Origin of the sequence: Litorivita pollutaquae (assembly GCF_003205515.1) — a bacterium.
Lineage (GTDB): Bacteria > Pseudomonadota > Alphaproteobacteria > Rhodobacterales > Rhodobacteraceae > Litorivita > Litorivita pollutaquae.
In genome coordinates, this window is sequence record NZ_KZ826481.1 from 415,274 (window position 1) to 431,364 (window position 16,091).

The window sequence follows — 16,091 nt, forward strand, 5'->3', positions numbered from 1 at the left end:
CGACAAAACCCCGGTGCCCTTGCGATTGACGCCCCCGCAGAGGAGCGACATAAAGGGACCGAGGCGATCCAGAGCCAAACCGATGAGGTGTGTCATTGACCGCAAATTCCATCCCTGCTGCGGAGCAATCAGAAGCACGGTTCGGGAGACCGATATTTGATGACCCTTCGGCCCGCGCCCTACGCCGTGTCGGGGTTCTGGATGTGGGGTCAAACTCGGTGCGCTTGGTGGTTTTTGACGGCGCGGCGCGCTCGCCTGCGTATTTTTACAACGAAAAAATCATGTGCGGTCTGGGGCGCGGCTTGTCCGAAACCGGGCGCTTGAACCCCGAAGGCCGCGCCCGCGCCCTCAAGGCCATCGCACGGTTTCAGCTTCTGGCGCAAAGTATGGGCACCGGCCCCCTCACCACCGCCGCCACCGCCGCCGTGCGCGAAGCCGAGGACGGGCTCGAATTTCGCGATGAGGTTGCGCGCGAAACCGGCGTCAAAATCTGGATTATCGACGGCGAAGAAGAGGCACGATTGTCCGCGCAAGGGGTATTGCTGGGCTGGCCCGGCTCCTATGGGCTTGTCTGCGACATTGGCGGCTCCTCGATGGAATTGGCCGAAATCGCGGGCGGACGCGTCGGGAAACGCGTGACCTCGCCGCTTGGACCGTTGAAGTTATCCGATGTAAAAGGCGGCAAAAAAGGCCGCAAGGCCCATATAAAAAACGTTCTGGAGGGGCTCGCCAATCGGCTTGGTCCGCAAGAGGACCGGCTTTTTCTGGTCGGGGGATCATGGCGGGCAATTGCGCGCATTGACATGGAGCGACGTGGCTATGCGCTGCATGTGCTGCATGAATACCGGATGACGGCACGGTCGGTGCGCGCCACAGCCGAATATATTGCCCAAAGTGATCTGGACGAGTTGCGCGGGCGCTGCGGCGTATCTTCGGCGCGGATGGCCTTGGTGCCCTTGGCCATCGAAGTGCTCAAGGAGGTGGTGAAAACCTTCCGGCCCCGCGACATAGCGATTTCTTCCTACGGCATCCGCGAGGGGATGCTTTACGAACAAATGCCGCAAAAGCTGCGCGACCGGGATCCTTTGATCGAAGCCTGCCGGTTTGCCGAGGTCAAGGACGCCCGATTGCCCGGCTTTGGCAAAACCCTCTACCAATTCCTTTATCCGCTTTTCAAAGGCGCAAGTGCAGACCGCAAACGGCTGATCAAGGCGGCCTGTCTTTTGCATGATGTCAGTTGGCGCGCCCATCCCGATTACCGCGCCGAAACCTGTTTCGATTTGGCCACGCGGGCCAACCTTGGCGGCATCAGCCATCAAGAACGGGTGTTCCTTGGCCTCGCATTGCTGCACCGGTATCGTAACAGCCGTCAGGGCACACGGTTCGAGGAAATGTATGATTTGCTTCCTGAAAAGGCGCAGAACGAGGCCGAAGTGGTCGGTAAGGCGCTGCGGTTCGCGGCGATGCTCTGGTTGGAAAAGGACCACGAAATCGGAGAAATCCGCTATTTCCCGAAGAAAAAGCACCTTGAGCTGTTTTTGACGAAAGAGGCTCTGCCGTTGTTTGGCGAGGTGGCCGAAGCGCGGTTGAATTCGCTGGCATCGGCACTTGGGGCGCAAGCGCAAGTGCGGATCAAGAAAACACCGAAACCCTGATCCGCGCTCACAGATCAATATCAAGCGTGACAGGAAAATGATCCGATGCCGTGATCAGCGCATCGCGCAATTCCGGCACCGCCCAACATTTAGGGTCATCGAACGGGTGCCAAATCCGCCATTCCGGCGCGCGCGCCGCCAAATCCGGCGATACCATGATATAATCAAGCAATGCCTGCAGGTAAGATTTGGTCGTATCTATATAAAACCGCGCACTGGTTGGCGCCGCGCCCAACCGGCGCCGCAAGGCCATCCGCGCATGCGGGTCATAAAGGCAGGCGCTCTCGCCTGCTCCTGCGCTGTCTCCCATGACAATCTCGATTGAGGAACGCCCGAAGAGGTCTTCGTATTCGTCCAACCCCGGACCGTCATTGAGATCCCCAAGCAAGATAAGCGGTTCGCCGGCCTCCAGATGCCCGTTGATCCGGCGGCGCAGCCAGATCGCTTGCGCCAATTGCTTGCGCCGGTTTGCAATCGAAATCTGCATAACCTCATTGTCATTACGTGCGCCATGCGGGGCCTTGGATTTCAAATGCGCACCGATCATGCGAAAGGCAAATCCGTCTTTGGTTTGCATCGCCAATTCCAGTGGAGGTTTGGAAAACCGTACCACATCTTCGTCCGCGTCGATATCCAGATCGATATGGAACGCCCCATCAAAGCGCGGCGCGATATCCGGCACATCGCCGCCGCGCACGCCGGTTGGCGCGCTGATCGGATCATGGCGCGCCGTCAACTTATCGGGATCATAGAGCAACGCGATCTCTTGCTGTGTATCGTTTTCAAACCCCATAACCGCCTGACGGGCGCGCAGATCAAAGCGCGCGGCAAAGTTTTCAAGCGCGGACACTGTGGAACGTTTGCCGTTTTGATCCGGTGCCTCAATCACCATCACCGCATCCGCGTCCAAAGCGGTAAAGACAATGCCAAGCGCGGTGATCTGGTCGATGCGGCGCACGTTATAGCGGCTTGACCATTTGTGATCTTCGATCAGGTTACCGGCGTCATCAAACAGCGCATTGAACCATTCGATATTATAGGTGGCAATCCGCATCACCCCTCCACAAGGCTGCCCTGGGCGGCGGAAATCTCGGCCCATGCCTGATTGATGTCCACCAAACGCCGCTCGGCCATTTTAACCGCTTCGGGCGGCACGCCGCGGGCTTGCAACCGGTCGGGATGGCTTTCGCGCACCGCGCGTCGCCATGCGGCGCGGACCTGTGGCATCGGCGCATCGACCGCAACCCCCAACACCGCATAGGGATCGGGAGGAGCGTCCTTGACAAATCGCGCGCGCAGGCTGCGAAAGCTGGGATCGGGAATGCCGAAAATCTCGGCCACGCGGGCCAAAAATGCATCCTCTCCGGGGTGGTAATTGCCGTCAGCCATAGCGATGTGAAACAGCCCTTCCATCAAATCGCACAGGGTGCCGTCTTCTTGGGCAAACATGGTTTTGATCCGGCGGGCGTAGTCCTCAAACCCGGCCACGTCCTGCCGCGCAAGGTTGAAAACGCGGGCGGCGCCGGCTTCATCTTCGGCGGTGATCTGGAAGACCTCGCGAAAGGCGGTCACCTCGTCACGGGTCACCTGCCCGTCGGCCTTGGCCATTTTGGCGCCCAAGGCGACGACCGCAATGGTGAAGCCGATCGAACGCTCCGGCGGGGTGCGCAGCCGGTCAAAGACGGCAGACAGGCCTTCCCCGCCCCGCAGGGCAGCCAATGCATCACTTATACGGGTCCAAATCGACATGAGGGGATGATACAGTGCCCCCGCCGGGAAGTCAGCCGATGATCTTCTGCATCAGCACCAAATCGAGCCAACGATCGAATTTTCGTCCTGACTGCGGCAACCGCCCCACATGTTCAAAGCCGACCGCCGCATGGAAGGCCTGCGCGGCAACATTATCGCCGTCAATCGCCGCGACCATCGTATGCGCCCCCGCCGCCGAAGCATGATCATTCACCGCCGCCATAAGCGCGCGCCCTGCCCCGCCGCCGCGGCCCTCGGGGGCGAGAATAATCGTATGCTCCATCGCATGAAGATAGCCATTTCCGCTGCGAAATTGGTCATAACTGGCAAAGCCAATCACCGGAGATGCGGTTTCTGTCTCGCGTTCGGCGACGAAAAACTCCCGCCCCGCCGCACGGCGCTTTTCGATCAGATCCGCAACCATTTGCACGCTGCGCAACTCTGACGAGAAGGTGATTGTCGTGTCGCGGATCACCGGCCCCCAAATATCAACAATGCGCGGCAAATCGGCGGAAATGGCAGGGCGTATCAGCATGAAGAGGTCTTTCAAACGGGCGCGATATGTCGCGACAAGAGAGTACATGAGAAAACACTTCAATAACTGGTCCTTGCGGTATTGAAGCGCGGGCCATTGACCCCATCTTGAGTAGAATAAATTTCAAAAACAGGGAATGACAATGCTGATACGCGCGATTGATCGCTTTTTTCGCCACGACGCTGCAGGTGGCGTGCTTTTGATGCTCTCGGCAGCTGCGGCTTTGATTGTCGCGAACTCGACTTTGCGCGGCACCTATGAGGGGGCGTTGGGCAGTTACCTCGCCCTGACCCTCAACGGGGAAGGCATTGAAAAACCACTTATTTTGTGGATCAATGACGGATTGATGGCGATTTTCTTCTTCCTGATCGGGTTGGAATTAAAACGCGAAATTCTCGAAGGAAAGCTGAAGAACCCTGCGGATGTGGTTCTGCCCGGCATGGCCGCCGTCGGCGGGATGCTGGTGCCTGCGGGGATCTATGTGGTGATCAACTGGGGCAATGTGGCGACGATGGACGGATGGGCGATTCCGGCCGCGACCGATATTGCCTTTGCTTTGGGCATTCTGGCTTTGGTCGGTAAAGGCGTGCCAAGCTCTCTAAAGGTCTTCTTGTTGACGCTTGCGATTTTGGACGATCTGGGTGCGATCGTGATTATCGCGCTGTTCTACACTGCCGAATTGAAAATTGATTACCTCTATCTCGCGCTCTTCCCTCTTGCAGGATTGATCTGGCTGAACTTCAAGGGCGCACACCGCGTTGCCCCTGCGATTATCTTGGGCATGATCATGTGGGCTTTTGTTCTCAAATCCGGCGTGCATGCGACATTGGCCGGGGTGGTCACGGCCTTTCTCATTCCGCTCAAAGACAAGTGGGGCAAATCGCCATTGCACGCGCTGGAGCATGCTTTGGAACCCTACGTGCTCTACCTCATCGTGCCGATTTTTGCCTTCGCCAATGCCGGCGTGGTTTTGGCCGGGCTGTCGTTTACCGATCTGCTCGCGCCCTTGCCGCTTGGCATCGCATTGGGGTTGATTGTGGGCAAGCAATTGGGGGTTTTCGGTGTGACCTTTGCCATGGTGAAACTTGGATTGGCACGAATGCCAAGCGGTGCGACCTGGCTGCATATTTATGGCATCGCCTGTCTTGCCGGGATCGGGTTCACCATGTCGCTGTTCATCGGCTCGCTCAGCTTTGAATCGGCCGAATTGATGAACGATGTGCGTTTGGGTGTTTTGGCAGGTTCGATCGTGTCGGGGCTCTTGGGCTTTGCGGTGTTGAAATACGCCGCCCGCCTGGACGAGCCTGAAGAACTGGCCGCCCCTGCGGTAAAGACCTAAACAAAGATCAGCGTCTGCGCCCTGAAAAATCGGGGGCAGACGCTGATTTATCTGCCCATGAGAATGCACCGTCCAAGGTAACGATCCGCCGATATCAGTGGCGCGTTTCGCGGTTCGCACACCAACATCGGGGACGCGCCTTACGTCCCCGTATTGCTCTTCGTCCTGTAGGCATATCGGATATGCCAGAAATCGCTAGGACCACCCAGGCATTGGCACGCGCGTTCGATTGCAACGCCGCACGCCAGACATGTACTCAATACGAGAGCGAGCGCGCGCTCCCCTTGCGGCGGGGATCGGTCTGTTCCCCCTATCAGTGGTCGATGGTCGCCACCCCGAAAAACACATCGAGAAAACCTCCAAGGCCAATCAGAATGTTGGCCGGTTCCGTCAAAGACGGAGGTCCGAAACATTTCTCATACTTGCTGTTGCGTAGGGTAAAACGCCCGTGCATCGCCACATTGGCTTAAAACATACATTCATAAAAGCAGACGGCTACCGAGATTTCTCTCGATAGCCGTCGCAGTATCAACCCAACATCCGGAGCGCGCCGCGCTATTTCATCGGGCCTTTTCCAATTTCTTGCAGCACCGAGGTTAACCGCGCGCCGCGCGGATCAACCGCAAGATATCTTGCGCCGCTTCGGGAATATTGGTGCCGGGACCGAAGATCGCCTTCACGCCGACCTTTTTGAGGAAATCATAATCCTGCTGCGGGATCACGCCGCCACAGATCACCAAAATGTCACCTGCATCTTTGGCCTTCAACGCCTCGATCAATTGCGGTGCCAATGTCTTGTGCCCCGCCGCTTGGCTAGAGATGCCGATGACATGCACGTCGTTGTCCACCGCATCTTGCGCGGCCTCGTCCGGGGTTTGGAACAGGGGACCAACGTCAACGTCAAAGCCAATATCGGCAAAGGCCGTGGCGATCACCTTGGCGCCGCGGTCGTGACCGTCTTGGCCCATTTTCACCACCAGCATCCGCGGGCGGCGACCTTCGTCCTCGGCAAATTCCTCAACCGATTTCTGGATCGCGGCAAACCCTTCGTCGCCCTCATAGGCGGCGCCATAAACGCCCGCCAATGTTTTAACCTCGGCGCGGTGCCGGCCGAATGTTTTCTCCATTGCCATGCTGATTTCCCCCACGGATGCACGTGCGCGCGCGGCTTCCACCGCCGCTTCGAGAAGATTACCGCCCTCAACAGTGCGGCGGGTAAGCTCGTCCAAGGCTGCGGTGCAGGCCGCCTCGTCACGGGTGCTGCGCATGTTTTCCAGACGCGCCACCTGACTGACCCGCACGGCGGCATTGTCGATATCGAGAATGTCGATCGGGTCTTCTTTGTCGAGACGGTATTTGTTGACCCCGACGATCACCTCGTCGCCACGGTCAATCATCGCCTGACGCATGGCCGCGCTTTCCTCGATGCGCAATTTCGGCATGCCCGAGGCGACGGCTTTGGTCATGCCGCCCATTTCCTCGACCTCTTCGATCAAGGCCCATGCTTTTTCCGCCAATTCCGCCGTGAGGCTTTCGACATAGTAGGACCCCGCCAGCGGGTCGACCACATTGGTCACGCCGGTTTCCTCTTGCAAGATCAGCTGCGTGTTGCGGGCGATACGTGCCGAAAACTCGGTCGGCAAGGCAATCGCCTCGTCCAATGCGTTGGTGTGCAGGGATTGCGTGCCGCCCAAAGCCGCCGACATCGCCTCATAGGCGGTGCGCACGACGTTGTTATAGGGGTCTTGCTCTTGCAAGGAAACGCCCGAGGTCTGGCAGTGGGTGCGCAGCATTTTGCTGCGGTCGGATTTTGCGCCAAACTCGGTCATGATCCGGTGCCACAACATCCGCGCCGCGCGCAGTTTTGCCGACTCCATGAAGAAATTCATGCCAATCGCAAAGAAGAACGACAGACGGCCCGCGAATTTATCGACGTCCATGCCGGCATCAATGGCCGCGCGCACATATTCGCGCCCGTCTGCCAGCGTATAGGCCAATTCCTGCACGAGGTTCGCACCGGCCTCTTGCATGTGGTAGCCAGAGATCGAAATCGAATTGAATTTCGGCATCTCGTTCGACGTATATTCGATAATATCCGAAATGATCCGCATCGACGGTTCAGGCGGATAAATATAGGTGTTGCGCACCATGAATTCCTTCAGAATGTCATTCTGAATGGTGCCCGCCAGCAGGGATTTATCATGGCCCTGCTCCTCGCCCGCGACGATGAAACTCGCCAAAATGGGCACCACGGCACCGTTCATGGTCATTGAAACCGACACTTTGTCCAACGGGATACCGTCGAACAGCACCTTCATATCCTCGACCGAGTCAATCGCCACACCGGCCTTCCCGACATCGCCGACCACGCGGGGGTGGTCGCTGTCATATCCACGGTGGGTGGCCAGATCGAAGGCCACCGAGACCCCCTGCTGACCGGCGGCGAGATTGCGGCGATAGAACGCGTTGGACTCTTCGGCAGTGGAAAACCCGGCGTATTGACGGATCGTCCAGGGGCGGCCGGCATACATCGTCGCCTTGACCCCGCGCGTAAACGGCGCGGCGCCGGGGATCGTGCCCAAATGCGGCAGATCCTTGATGTCCTCGTCGGTATAGAGCGGCTTGACCTCGATCCCCTCAAGGGTCTTCCAAGTCAGGTCCTCTACGCTTTTTCCGCGCAGTTCCTTTTCAGCGATTTCCCGCCATGCGTCGTTCTTCGATACCATAGGTTTGTCCTCTTATCGGCAGACCGTCTGGCGGTGTTATCCCCGCCATGTCCGGTCCGGTTTCCTCGGTCAATGTTGCCAGACCATCCGCACCGGCACGCAGCCAGTACAGATCGTCCGCATAGGTTTCACGCAAAGCCGCCGTTTGGTTTGCGTCAAAAGGGGTCCAACGGCCATTGCCCTCGGGCAAAAGCGCCGGATCATCGCCGCGCTCGGCCAATGCGGCGCGCAGCGTGGGCAAATCGGGGCGGCGGTTCACCCATTCGCGCGAATGCAATAGCGGCGGCGTGATCTCGTGGTGGAGCATGTGGCCCAGTTTACGTTCCGGGCGACCCCCAAAGCTTTCATATGGCATCACGAGGATTTCGACACCCGGTGCCGCATCGCGCAGATCGGTGATCACATCGCGCCAGCTGCGCGGTTGTGTCACCAGACGATCAAGCGCATCGACATCCGGCACATCATATCCACGTTCTACCGAAAATGCGATTTGAGAGGCCCAAAAACTTTCCCCGCTGCGGATCGACAGAGCAATGCGGTTCACCTGCCCGCCAAAGGCCTCGAGATAGCGCGCCATGCGGTCCCCGACATCAGGATAGAGTTTGGATTTTTGCAAGTTGCGACGGGGCGAGCCCAGAATATTCTCATCCGAGACAACCAAAGACGCGCATCCTGCCTTGGCACAGATCGACGTCTGGGTTTGGATGCGGCCACGGGCAAGGCGAAACTGCCGTGCGGGCGGCACCGAGCTTGGCACCGGCATGATCCCGGAAAAGACCCCGCTGTTGCGGGTCCGGCGCGGACCCCAGAACCCAATTCCATCGCGGATCAAACGATGCGCGTTCTCGCGCATATAAATCTGAAAACTGGTCGACGCCGTTCTGTGCGCCCCGATATGCAAAATCACGTCCATAGCCATTCGCGCCTTTATCATGAGGGCCGCGACGGGCGACCAAGAGAGAACATTGGCTGTCATCATCCCCGTCACCTCCTATGAAGCGCTTAATGTTAAAATTTTCGGATCTTGCCCCGCAAAGGCCTTATGCTTGAGCGATCCACGCCCTATATGTAGCGGGTGAGGAGAGCCTATGAAACCACTCTTAGCCTTTGTACTTATGGTGCTTTGCGCCCCTGCCGTTGCAGCGCAAGACACCCCCGAACCGGCGGTGACACCGGTGATCGACGCCGGTGACGTGGACAATTTGAGTGAATTCAAATGGATAAAACGACCACTTGTGATCTTCTCGGACAGCCCGTTCAATCCTGATTTCATGCGCCAGATGACGTTATTGGCCGAGGGCGTGGCCGAATTGGCGGCGCGCGATGTGGTGGTGATCACCGACACCGACCCGGCCGCCGCCACGTCGTTGCGCGAAGAATTGCGGCCGCGCGGCTTTGCCTTGGTTTTGATTGGCAAGGATGGCGGCGTCAAGCTGCGCAAACCTGTGCCATGGGACGTGCGCGAATTGAGCCGTAGCATCGACAAGATGCCATTGCGGCAGCAGGAACTGAAACGGTAGCGGCGCATCCTCATGCCCCCCCGCTGGCAAAGATCACCAACCGCGTGCGCGGATCGAGCATAATCAAGGCCCCGAGGTCTTTGTCGAACACAATCACGCCTTCGGGATTGGACAGCGCATAGTGAAAGGCGCTGGTGATGGTTTCATCCATGCAGTTCTTACCCTCAAGCCCCGCCGCCTGAATGAGCACGCCAAGTGGGCGGTCGGCATTCATCGCGTCTAAAAAGGCTTGATCGGGGGTGATGCCCGCACGTTGCAACGCAAATGTACCGCTTTGTTTATAGCCGTAAATCGCCGCCTCGACGCTGTTTTCTGTGCGCAGGGAGGATTTCACATCAAAGCTTTGCGCCTTATACATCGCCGCCGTGCATGTGCTGTTGGATGCGAAATAGGTCGCATCACCGAGATAGAACCAACGCTCCAGCGCGGCGCGCACTTCGTCTTCGCCGTGCCGGTCGCAACCGGTTAAAACCGCGCCCCCCACACCCAACAGCCCAAGCGCAGCAAAGCGCCGGAACCATGGGCCGATATGAGGGACGCGCAGGTTCATCGGATCATTCGAATTCCATGATCACTTCGTCCACCGCGAGGCTGTCGCCGGCCACCGCGTTGATTTTGGTGACAACGGATTTCTTTTCAGCCCGCAGGATGTTTTCCATCTTCATCGCCTCGATGGTGCAGAGCGCCTGGCCCTCCTGGACCTCATCGCCGACTTCGACATCGACCTTCACCACCAAGCCCGGCATCGGGCAAAGCAAAAGTTTCGAGGTATCCGGTGCGACCTTCTCCGGCATCAACGCCGCCAATTCCGCCTGGCGCGGGCTGCGCACATGCACTTTGAGATCGGCGCCGCGGCTGCGGATGCGGAAACCACCGGAGACTTTGCCAACCTTCAACACAAGGCCCTCGCCATCCACGGTGATCGTCGCCAATTGATCCCCCGGGGTCCATGTCGAAGCGACCCGCAATGCGGTTCCGTCCTCAAAGGTCACGGTCGATCCATCGTGATCGGCCGCCACGGTCACCGGATAGCTTTGCCCTTGCACGCTCACCACCCAGTTTTCACCAACATGGCGTTCGTGGTTGTCCATCCGCCCCGATACGCGGGTGCGGCGGATTTCGGCGACGCGGTGCATGGCAGCGCATGATGCGGCGATCTTGCGCAGCGCCTCATCGGGCAACTCCACCCCTTCGAAACCTTCAGGATATTCCTCTTCGATAAAGGCGGTGGTCATTTCGCCTTTGATGAAGATCGGGTGATCCATCACAGCCGACAGGAACGGCAGGTTGTGGCCAATGCCTTCGACTTCAAACCCGTCAAGCGCATTGCGCATGGCCTCGATGGCCGCTTCGCGGGTCGGGGCCCATGTGCACAGTTTGGCGATCATCGGATCGTAATACATGCTGATCTCGCCGCCCTCGAAGACGCCGGTATCATTGCGCACGGCCACGGTCCCCGCAGGGGCATCACCTTGCCATTTGTCATTCTCCAAAAGCGGGCCGGAGGCTTGCTCCGCCGGCGGACGATAGCGCGACAAACGACCAATGGAGGGCAAGAACCCGCGATAGGGATCTTCGGCATAAAGCCGGTTTTCAATCGCCCAACCGGTGAGCTTCACATCATCCTGCGTCATGGTCAGCTTTTCGCCGTATGCAACGCGGATCATCTGCTCCACAAGGTCCACACCGGTGATCAATTCGGTGACGGGATGTTCCACCTGCAAACGGGTGTTCATTTCGAGGAAGTAGAAATTGCGCGCGCCGTCGACGATGAATTCCACCGTGCCTGCCGATGCGTAATCCACCGCTTGCGCCAAGGCCACGGCTTGCTCGCCCATGGCTTTGCGGGTGGCCTCGTCCAAGAAGGGGCTTGGCGCCTCTTCGACGACCTTCTGGTTACGGCGCTGGATCGAGCATTCGCGCTCGCCCAGATAGATGCCGTTGCCGTGGCTGTCACATAGCACCTGAATTTCGATGTGGCGGGGTTGGGTGACGAATTTTTCGATGAAAATCCGGTCATCGCCAAAGGAATTCGCCGCCTCGTTTTTCGACGATTGGAACCCTTCGCGGGCCTCGTCATCATTCCACGCGATGCGCATGCCCTTGCCGCCGCCGCCGGCAGAGGCCTTGATCATCACCGGATAACCAACCTCGTTCGAGATTTTCACCGCATGTTCGGCGTCGTCGATCAATCCCATAAAGCCCGGAACCGTGCTGACGTTGGCCTCCTGGGCCAATTTTTTCGAGGTGATTTTATCACCCATCGCCTCGATCGCGCCAACGGGTGGCCCGATAAAGGCCACGCCAGCGGCGGACAGCGCTTCGGCAAATTTGCTGTTTTCCGACAGGAAACCGTAGCCGGGGTGGACGGCTTCGGCACCGGTGGCCTTGATGGCTTCCATGATCTTGTCGATCACGATGTAGGATTGGTTCGCAGGGGGCGGGCCAATGTGATAGGCCTCGTCCGCCATCGACACATGCAGCGCGTTTTTATCCGCATCGGAATAGACCGCCACGGTCTGGATGCCCATTTTGCGCGCGGTCTTAATGACGCGGCAGGCGATCTCGCCCCGGTTAGCAATCAGGATCTTTTTGAACATCTGTCGTCCCTTCAGGTTCTTGGCCGGCGCGAGCCGCCGGCATTATTGGCAACAAAAAGACCACCGGCGCAGAAAGCACCGATGGTCATAGACGTATCGCGCGGCAAGATGCCGTGCGTATGAGTATTTATCGCGCGATCAGCAGCGCGACGGGTATTGGCGGCAATAGGCCACGTTGGCCGCAGCCCCGAGAACCGCACCCGTAGTGATGTCACCGCCCGTGGCAACGGCCGTACCGGCCCCTGCACCTGCGCCGAGAACCGCTTGCTCCCCAAAGGTGTCGCCACACGCGGTGAGCGATGCGGCGGCCAAACCGGCGAGAATCCATTTGTGTAATTGCATGTGCCTGCTCCTTCATAATTGGCTCCCGTCATGGTGTGGGATCTTGCCAACTCAACCAATGAGCACGGTTTGGGTTCCGTAAAGACTTTGTTTTCGGCGTAGTTTTTTTCGGCAAGGCTCTGCCCATGGCGGGCCGCACGGGCGGAAACGCGCCGAGGAAAAACCCGAACCGCGCCAAATATATCCGCAGAAAAAAGACGGGGCGGTTGGCATGGGGACATACCAAACCGCCCCCAAAGGGAAGGGTAACGGTTTTGACGAACGGTCAATGCACCCAATACGGGCGCAACAGTCACGCCTGTCATGGTGGCAACGACAACCCCGCCCGACAAGGGCATGCGCACACAGCCGACCACAGCGGCGTCAGGCCGCCGATGCGCGGCGATATGAGGCGATATTTCGCGCATCACTTGTCCATCACTTCGGGAAAAGAAATCGCAACAACCGCCGGATCAATCCGCAGCAAAGCCTCATAGCTTTCGGGATCGAACGGGTCTTCGGCGGGGATCACCTCACGGCCAAAAAGCCAACTGAGCCGCCCCGCATCCAGATTGCCGCGTTCGAAGGGTTCGGCCCCAAAATGATCCCACAGCGCTTGGATAAATCCGGCATCGGCGCGGCGGTCGGCCGGGCGCCGGTCCGGACGGCGTTCGAGCCGCTTGAGGGGCGTCACCCCGCGCGGATTGCCGCGACGGATCACAAATTGGAAATCAGTGCCCGGAAGGCGTCCGGGGAAGCCGCGATGCTTGATCATGCCACGCCCTTCAAGATGGGGCGCACCTGGCGCGGTTGCGGCGTTGCAGGGGCATGGTGGCCCGCCGCGGGTGTCAGGACCGGCGCAACGGCCGATCCTGATAATGCGCAGGCAAGCTTACTTGAGTTTGCCGGTGTAGGTCGGTTCCATGGAGATCGGCTCGGGATCGACCACGATATATTCTTCTTCAGCTTGCTGCGCGCAGGCTGCCGTGAAGGCAACGAGGCTGATGGCAAGCAAGGCTCTGACGCTCTTGGACATGTGAAACTCCTGTATGTGTTTACTGCTCCGCGCGCGCGTTTGCCGCGCGGCATTTTCCCCATTTCGGGTTTGGACCCCACCACGGGGCCTGCCGCAACCATAGCCGAATTTTCGTCATGTAGATATGCGAGCGCAGCAAAGCCCGCGCGCTGTGATGCGAAAGCCGCATCCGGCCCCGCACTGCCGGAGACAGCCGCAAGATGTTGTATCTGCATCAGTAGACCTCCCAGATACAGCCACCGTTTTCGACGCGGTAGGCTTCGAAAAATTGCACGGCGTCGCTGTCCAAGACGCCGAAATCCACCGCCCGGTCGGACAATGATATGATGATTTGCCGTGGCTGCGGGCCGATTTCAGCAAGCCGAGGCAAAGCGTATTCGCGGCACAGAAACTCCATATCCGCCGCCGCCGAATCAAAGCCGACCTTTTGGCCAATCTGCGGCGCGAGGAAGCGGAAACGATAGACAAGCCCACCGCCCGGTTGATCCCATATCATTTCGACGAAGGACACCGGTTGCCCCGAAGGCACAGCGAGAGGGCCCTCTTCGCCCGTCGCCGTGGCCGCCGCGCCCGGTTGGGCGTTCAAGATGGCGGCAAATGCGATGGCTTTGACCAAGGGGCTAACCATGGGCGGCGCGCCTCGCGGCGTGAGCAAGCCAGCGGGCCTGCATCTCCGGGCGTTCCAGCAGCGCAGTGATCTTTGTCTCTGCATCCCCTGCCCCGGCCTTGGTCGCCAACCGTCCGCCTGCGGTCACCCGCAATATCGCGCCGTCTTGCAGCACCCGCACAACGGGAGAAAACCCGCGCAGATTTTGCAAGGCGCGCCACATGTCTTGACGAATTTGCTGCGCCACACGGGTGCGTGACACGGGCCTGGACGCGGGCAATGGCAAACATCCCTCGACGGCCAGATCAAGCCGCACCGGCAAATGCCGTGCCACCGTCACCGACGCCCCGTCGCGCAGGATATGCCATCTGTGCCGCGCCATGCGCTATGCCCCTTATTGATCCGAAACCACGTCGACACCCCGCCTTAAAGCGGGATATTATCGTGTTTTTTCCAAGGGTTTTCCAACTTTTTGCCGCGCAGGGAGGCAAAAGCACGGCTGACCCGTTTGCGGGTGCTGTGAGGTTGGATCACCTCGTCAATGAAGCCTTTTTCCGCCGCCACAAAGGGATTGGCAAAACGGTCTTCATAATCCTTGGTGTGTGCCGCGATTTTCTCTGCATCACCAAGGTCGCCGCGATGGATGATTTCGGTGGCGCCTTTGGCGCCCATCACGGCAATCTCTGCCGTTGGCCATGCATAGTTGAAATCGCCGCGCAGGTGCTTGGAGGCCATCACATCATAAGCACCACCGTAAGCCTTGCGGGTGATGACGGTGACTTTCGGCACGGTCGCTTCGCCGTAAGCAAAGAGCAATTTCGCACCATGTTTGATAACTCCGCCATATTCTTGGCTGGTGCCGGGCAAGAATCCAGGCACATCAACAAAGGTCAGGATCGGGATTTCAAAGGCATCGCAGAACCGCACAAACCGCGCGGCTTTGCGCGAGCTGTCGATATCAAGGCAACCGGCGAGAACCATCGGTTGGTTGGCGACAACGCCGACGGTTTGACCTTCGAGACGCATGAAACCGGTGATGATGTTCTTGGCAAAATCCTCTTGGATCTCGTAGAAATCCGCCTCATCCGCGACCTTGAGGATCAATTCCTTCATGTCGTAGGGCGCATTGGCATTTTCGGGGATCAATGTATCGAGGCTTTGCTCCACACGGCCCGGCTCGTCGAAGAACGGGCGCACGGGGGGCTTTTCGCGATTGTTGAGCGGCAGAAAATCGACCAAGCGGCGCACTTCGGCGAGCGCCTCGACATCGTTTTCAAAAGCGCCATCCGCGACCGAGGATTTTTTGGTATGGGTCGACGCCCCGCCCAATTCTTCGGCCGTCACCTGTTCGTTGGTCACGGTTTTGACCACGTCAGGGCCGGTGACGAACATGTAAGAGCTGTCTTTGACCATAAAGATAAAGTCGGTCATCGCAGGGGAGTACACCGCGCCGCCCGCACATGGCCCCATGATCACGGAAATCTGCGGCACCACGCCCGAAGCCATGATATTGCGTTGGAACACTTCGGCATAACCGGCCAAGGAGGCAACCCCTTCTTGGATACGCGCGCCGCCGGAATCGTTCAAACCAATCACCGGGGCGCCATTTTGGATCGCCATGTCCTGAATTTTACAGATTTTCTGCGCGTGGGTTTCCGAGAGCGACCCGCCGAAGACAGTGAAATCCTGCGAGAAGACATAAACGAGGCGACCGTTGATCGTGCCCCATCCGGTGACCACGCCGTCTCCGGCAGGTCTTTGCTCTTCCATGCCGAAATCGGTGCAACGGTGGGCGACAAACATGTCAAATTCTTCAAAGCTGTCTTCATCGAGCAGCAGATCAATGCGTTCGCGAGCGGTCAGCTTGCCTCTGGAGTGCTGGGCATCAATACGTTTCTGGCCACCGCCCAAACGGGCGACATCGCGGCGATCTTGCAGCTCTTGCAGGATATCTTTCATGGAATTCCCCTCTTGTTTGCGCGGAGCATACACATAGCCCGCGC

The 16,091-nt window shown here is 58.7% G+C and carries 16 protein-coding genes; 3 read left to right on the plus strand and 13 right to left on the minus strand.

Annotated features, from left to right (window positions below):
• Positions 1 to 95 precede the first annotated feature (95 nt).
• Positions 96 to 1,655 (plus strand): Ppx/GppA family phosphatase, encoded by a 1,560-nt coding sequence (locus tag DI396_RS01955; RefSeq protein WP_235851704.1) that lies wholly within the window; start codon positions 96 to 98, stop codon positions 1,653 to 1,655.
• Positions 1,656 to 1,662: 7 nt separating this feature from the next.
• Here the strand turns inward: DI396_RS01955 and DI396_RS01960 are convergent, their stop codons facing one another.
• Genes DI396_RS01960 through DI396_RS01970 form a run of 3 tightly spaced genes read right to left on the minus strand, consistent with a single transcriptional unit; the run spans position 1,663 to position 3,939 of the window.
• Positions 1,663 to 2,709 carry an endonuclease/exonuclease/phosphatase family protein gene (locus tag DI396_RS01960; protein WP_110794454.1) on the minus strand — a complete coding sequence of 349 codons (1,047 nt, stop codon included), beginning with the start codon at positions 2,707 to 2,709 and terminating at the stop codon, positions 1,663 to 1,665.
• Positions 2,709 to 3,404 (minus strand): molecular chaperone DjiA, encoded by a 696-nt coding sequence (locus DI396_RS01965; RefSeq protein WP_110794455.1) that lies wholly within the window; start codon positions 3,402 to 3,404, stop codon positions 2,709 to 2,711. Before DI396_RS01965 ends, DI396_RS01960 begins: the two co-directional genes overlap by 1 nt.
• A 31-nt stretch (positions 3,405 to 3,435) precedes the next feature.
• Positions 3,436 to 3,939 carry a GNAT family N-acetyltransferase gene (locus DI396_RS01970; protein WP_110794837.1) on the minus strand — a complete coding sequence of 168 codons (504 nt, stop codon included), beginning with the start codon at positions 3,937 to 3,939 and terminating at the stop codon, positions 3,436 to 3,438.
• A 142-nt stretch (positions 3,940 to 4,081) separates the two neighbouring features.
• Here DI396_RS01970 and nhaA point away from each other — a divergent pair, with 142 nt between their 5' ends.
• Complete coding sequence (gene nhaA, locus DI396_RS01975) at positions 4,082 to 5,278, plus strand: Na+/H+ antiporter NhaA (RefSeq protein WP_110794838.1); 1,197 nt, start codon at positions 4,082 to 4,084, stop codon at positions 5,276 to 5,278.
• Positions 5,279 to 5,874: 596 nt separating this feature from the next.
• Here nhaA and scpA read toward each other — a convergent pair.
• Together scpA and DI396_RS01985 are read right to left on the minus strand one after the other, a co-directional pair.
• Positions 5,875 to 8,004, minus strand: coding sequence for a methylmalonyl-CoA mutase (scpA, locus tag DI396_RS01980; protein WP_110794456.1), 2,130 nt, complete (start codon positions 8,002 to 8,004; stop codon positions 5,875 to 5,877).
• On the minus strand, positions 7,967 to 8,917 hold the full coding sequence (locus tag DI396_RS01985; RefSeq protein WP_110794839.1) for a hypothetical protein: 951 nt from the start codon (positions 8,915 to 8,917) through the stop codon (positions 7,967 to 7,969). The genes scpA and DI396_RS01985 overlap by 38 nt, the downstream gene beginning before the upstream one ends.
• 175 nt (positions 8,918 to 9,092) lie before the next feature.
• Between DI396_RS01985 and DI396_RS01990 the strand changes: the two genes are divergently transcribed.
• Entirely contained in the window at positions 9,093 to 9,524 is a 432-nt protein-coding gene (locus tag DI396_RS01990) for a DUF4174 domain-containing protein (RefSeq protein ID WP_110794457.1), read from the plus strand.
• Positions 9,525 to 9,534: 10 nt separating this feature from the next.
• Here the strand turns inward: DI396_RS01990 and DI396_RS01995 are convergent, their stop codons facing one another.
• The 8 genes from DI396_RS01995 to DI396_RS02025 form a co-directional block, all read right to left on the minus strand.
• Complete coding sequence (locus DI396_RS01995; protein ID WP_110794458.1) at positions 9,535 to 10,074, minus strand: hypothetical protein; 540 nt, start codon at positions 10,072 to 10,074, stop codon at positions 9,535 to 9,537.
• A gap of 4 nt (positions 10,075 to 10,078) precedes the next feature.
• A complete protein-coding gene (locus DI396_RS02000; protein ID WP_110794459.1) occupies positions 10,079 to 12,124 on the minus strand; it encodes an acetyl-CoA carboxylase biotin carboxylase subunit in 2,046 nt (681 codons plus the stop codon).
• 138 nt (positions 12,125 to 12,262) lie between these two features.
• Positions 12,263 to 12,466 (minus strand): hypothetical protein, encoded by a 204-nt coding sequence (locus tag DI396_RS02005; protein WP_110794460.1) that lies wholly within the window; start codon positions 12,464 to 12,466, stop codon positions 12,263 to 12,265.
• A gap of 406 nt (positions 12,467 to 12,872) precedes the next feature.
• Complete coding sequence (locus DI396_RS02010) at positions 12,873 to 13,220, minus strand: hypothetical protein (protein WP_110794461.1); 348 nt, start codon at positions 13,218 to 13,220, stop codon at positions 12,873 to 12,875.
• Positions 13,221 to 13,337: 117 nt separating this feature from the next.
• Entirely contained in the window at positions 13,338 to 13,481 is a 144-nt protein-coding gene (locus tag DI396_RS16545; RefSeq protein ID WP_204362775.1) for a hypothetical protein, read from the minus strand.
• A 214-nt stretch (positions 13,482 to 13,695) separates the two neighbouring features.
• Positions 13,696 to 14,109, minus strand: coding sequence for a DUF6497 family protein (locus DI396_RS02015; protein ID WP_235851705.1), 414 nt, complete (start codon positions 14,107 to 14,109; stop codon positions 13,696 to 13,698).
• A complete protein-coding gene (locus tag DI396_RS02020) occupies positions 14,102 to 14,470 on the minus strand; it encodes a hypothetical protein (protein WP_110794462.1) in 369 nt (122 codons plus the stop codon). Before DI396_RS02020 ends, DI396_RS02015 begins: the two co-directional genes overlap by 8 nt.
• 44 nt (positions 14,471 to 14,514) lie before the next feature.
• Positions 14,515 to 16,047: an acyl-CoA carboxylase subunit beta gene (locus DI396_RS02025; protein ID WP_110794841.1), complete on the minus strand. Its 1,533-nt coding sequence runs from the start codon at positions 16,045 to 16,047 to the stop codon at positions 14,515 to 14,517.
• Positions 16,048 to 16,091: the final 44 nt, after the last annotated feature.

What these genes read in the sequence shown, in the direction of transcription:
- DI396_RS01960 (WP_110794454.1), bottom strand. Translation starts at nt 2,709, where the DNA reads ATGCGGATTGCCACCTATAATATCGAATGGTTCAATGCGCTGTTTGAT.
- DI396_RS01965 (WP_110794455.1), bottom strand. Translation starts at nt 3,404, where the DNA reads ATGTCGATTTGGACCCGTATAAGTGATGCATTGGCTGCCCTGCGGGGC.
- DI396_RS01970 (WP_110794837.1), bottom strand. Translation starts at nt 3,939, where the DNA reads ATGCTGATACGCCCTGCCATTTCCGCCGATTTGCCGCGCATTGTTGAT.
- nhaA (WP_110794838.1), top strand. Translation starts at nt 4,082, where the DNA reads ATGCTGATACGCGCGATTGATCGCTTTTTTCGCCACGACGCTGCAGGT.
- scpA (WP_110794456.1), bottom strand. Translation starts at nt 8,004, where the DNA reads ATGGTATCGAAGAACGACGCATGGCGGGAAATCGCTGAAAAGGAACTG.
- DI396_RS01985 (WP_110794839.1), bottom strand. Translation starts at nt 8,917, where the DNA reads ATGGACGTGATTTTGCATATCGGGGCGCACAGAACGGCGTCGACCAGT.
- DI396_RS01990 (WP_110794457.1), top strand. Translation starts at nt 9,093, where the DNA reads ATGAAACCACTCTTAGCCTTTGTACTTATGGTGCTTTGCGCCCCTGCC.
- DI396_RS01995 (WP_110794458.1), bottom strand. Translation starts at nt 10,074, where the DNA reads ATGAACCTGCGCGTCCCTCATATCGGCCCATGGTTCCGGCGCTTTGCT.
- DI396_RS02000 (WP_110794459.1), bottom strand. Translation starts at nt 12,124, where the DNA reads ATGTTCAAAAAGATCCTGATTGCTAACCGGGGCGAGATCGCCTGCCGC.
- DI396_RS02005 (WP_110794460.1), bottom strand. Translation starts at nt 12,466, where the DNA reads ATGCAATTACACAAATGGATTCTCGCCGGTTTGGCCGCCGCATCGCTC.
- DI396_RS02010 (WP_110794461.1), bottom strand. Translation starts at nt 13,220, where the DNA reads ATGATCAAGCATCGCGGCTTCCCCGGACGCCTTCCGGGCACTGATTTC.
- DI396_RS16545 (WP_204362775.1), bottom strand. Translation starts at nt 13,481, where the DNA reads ATGTCCAAGAGCGTCAGAGCCTTGCTTGCCATCAGCCTCGTTGCCTTC.
- DI396_RS02015 (WP_235851705.1), bottom strand. Translation starts at nt 14,109, where the DNA reads ATGGTTAGCCCCTTGGTCAAAGCCATCGCATTTGCCGCCATCTTGAAC.
- DI396_RS02020 (WP_110794462.1), bottom strand. Translation starts at nt 14,470, where the DNA reads ATGGCGCGGCACAGATGGCATATCCTGCGCGACGGGGCGTCGGTGACG.
- DI396_RS02025 (WP_110794841.1), bottom strand. Translation starts at nt 16,047, where the DNA reads ATGAAAGATATCCTGCAAGAGCTGCAAGATCGCCGCGATGTCGCCCGT.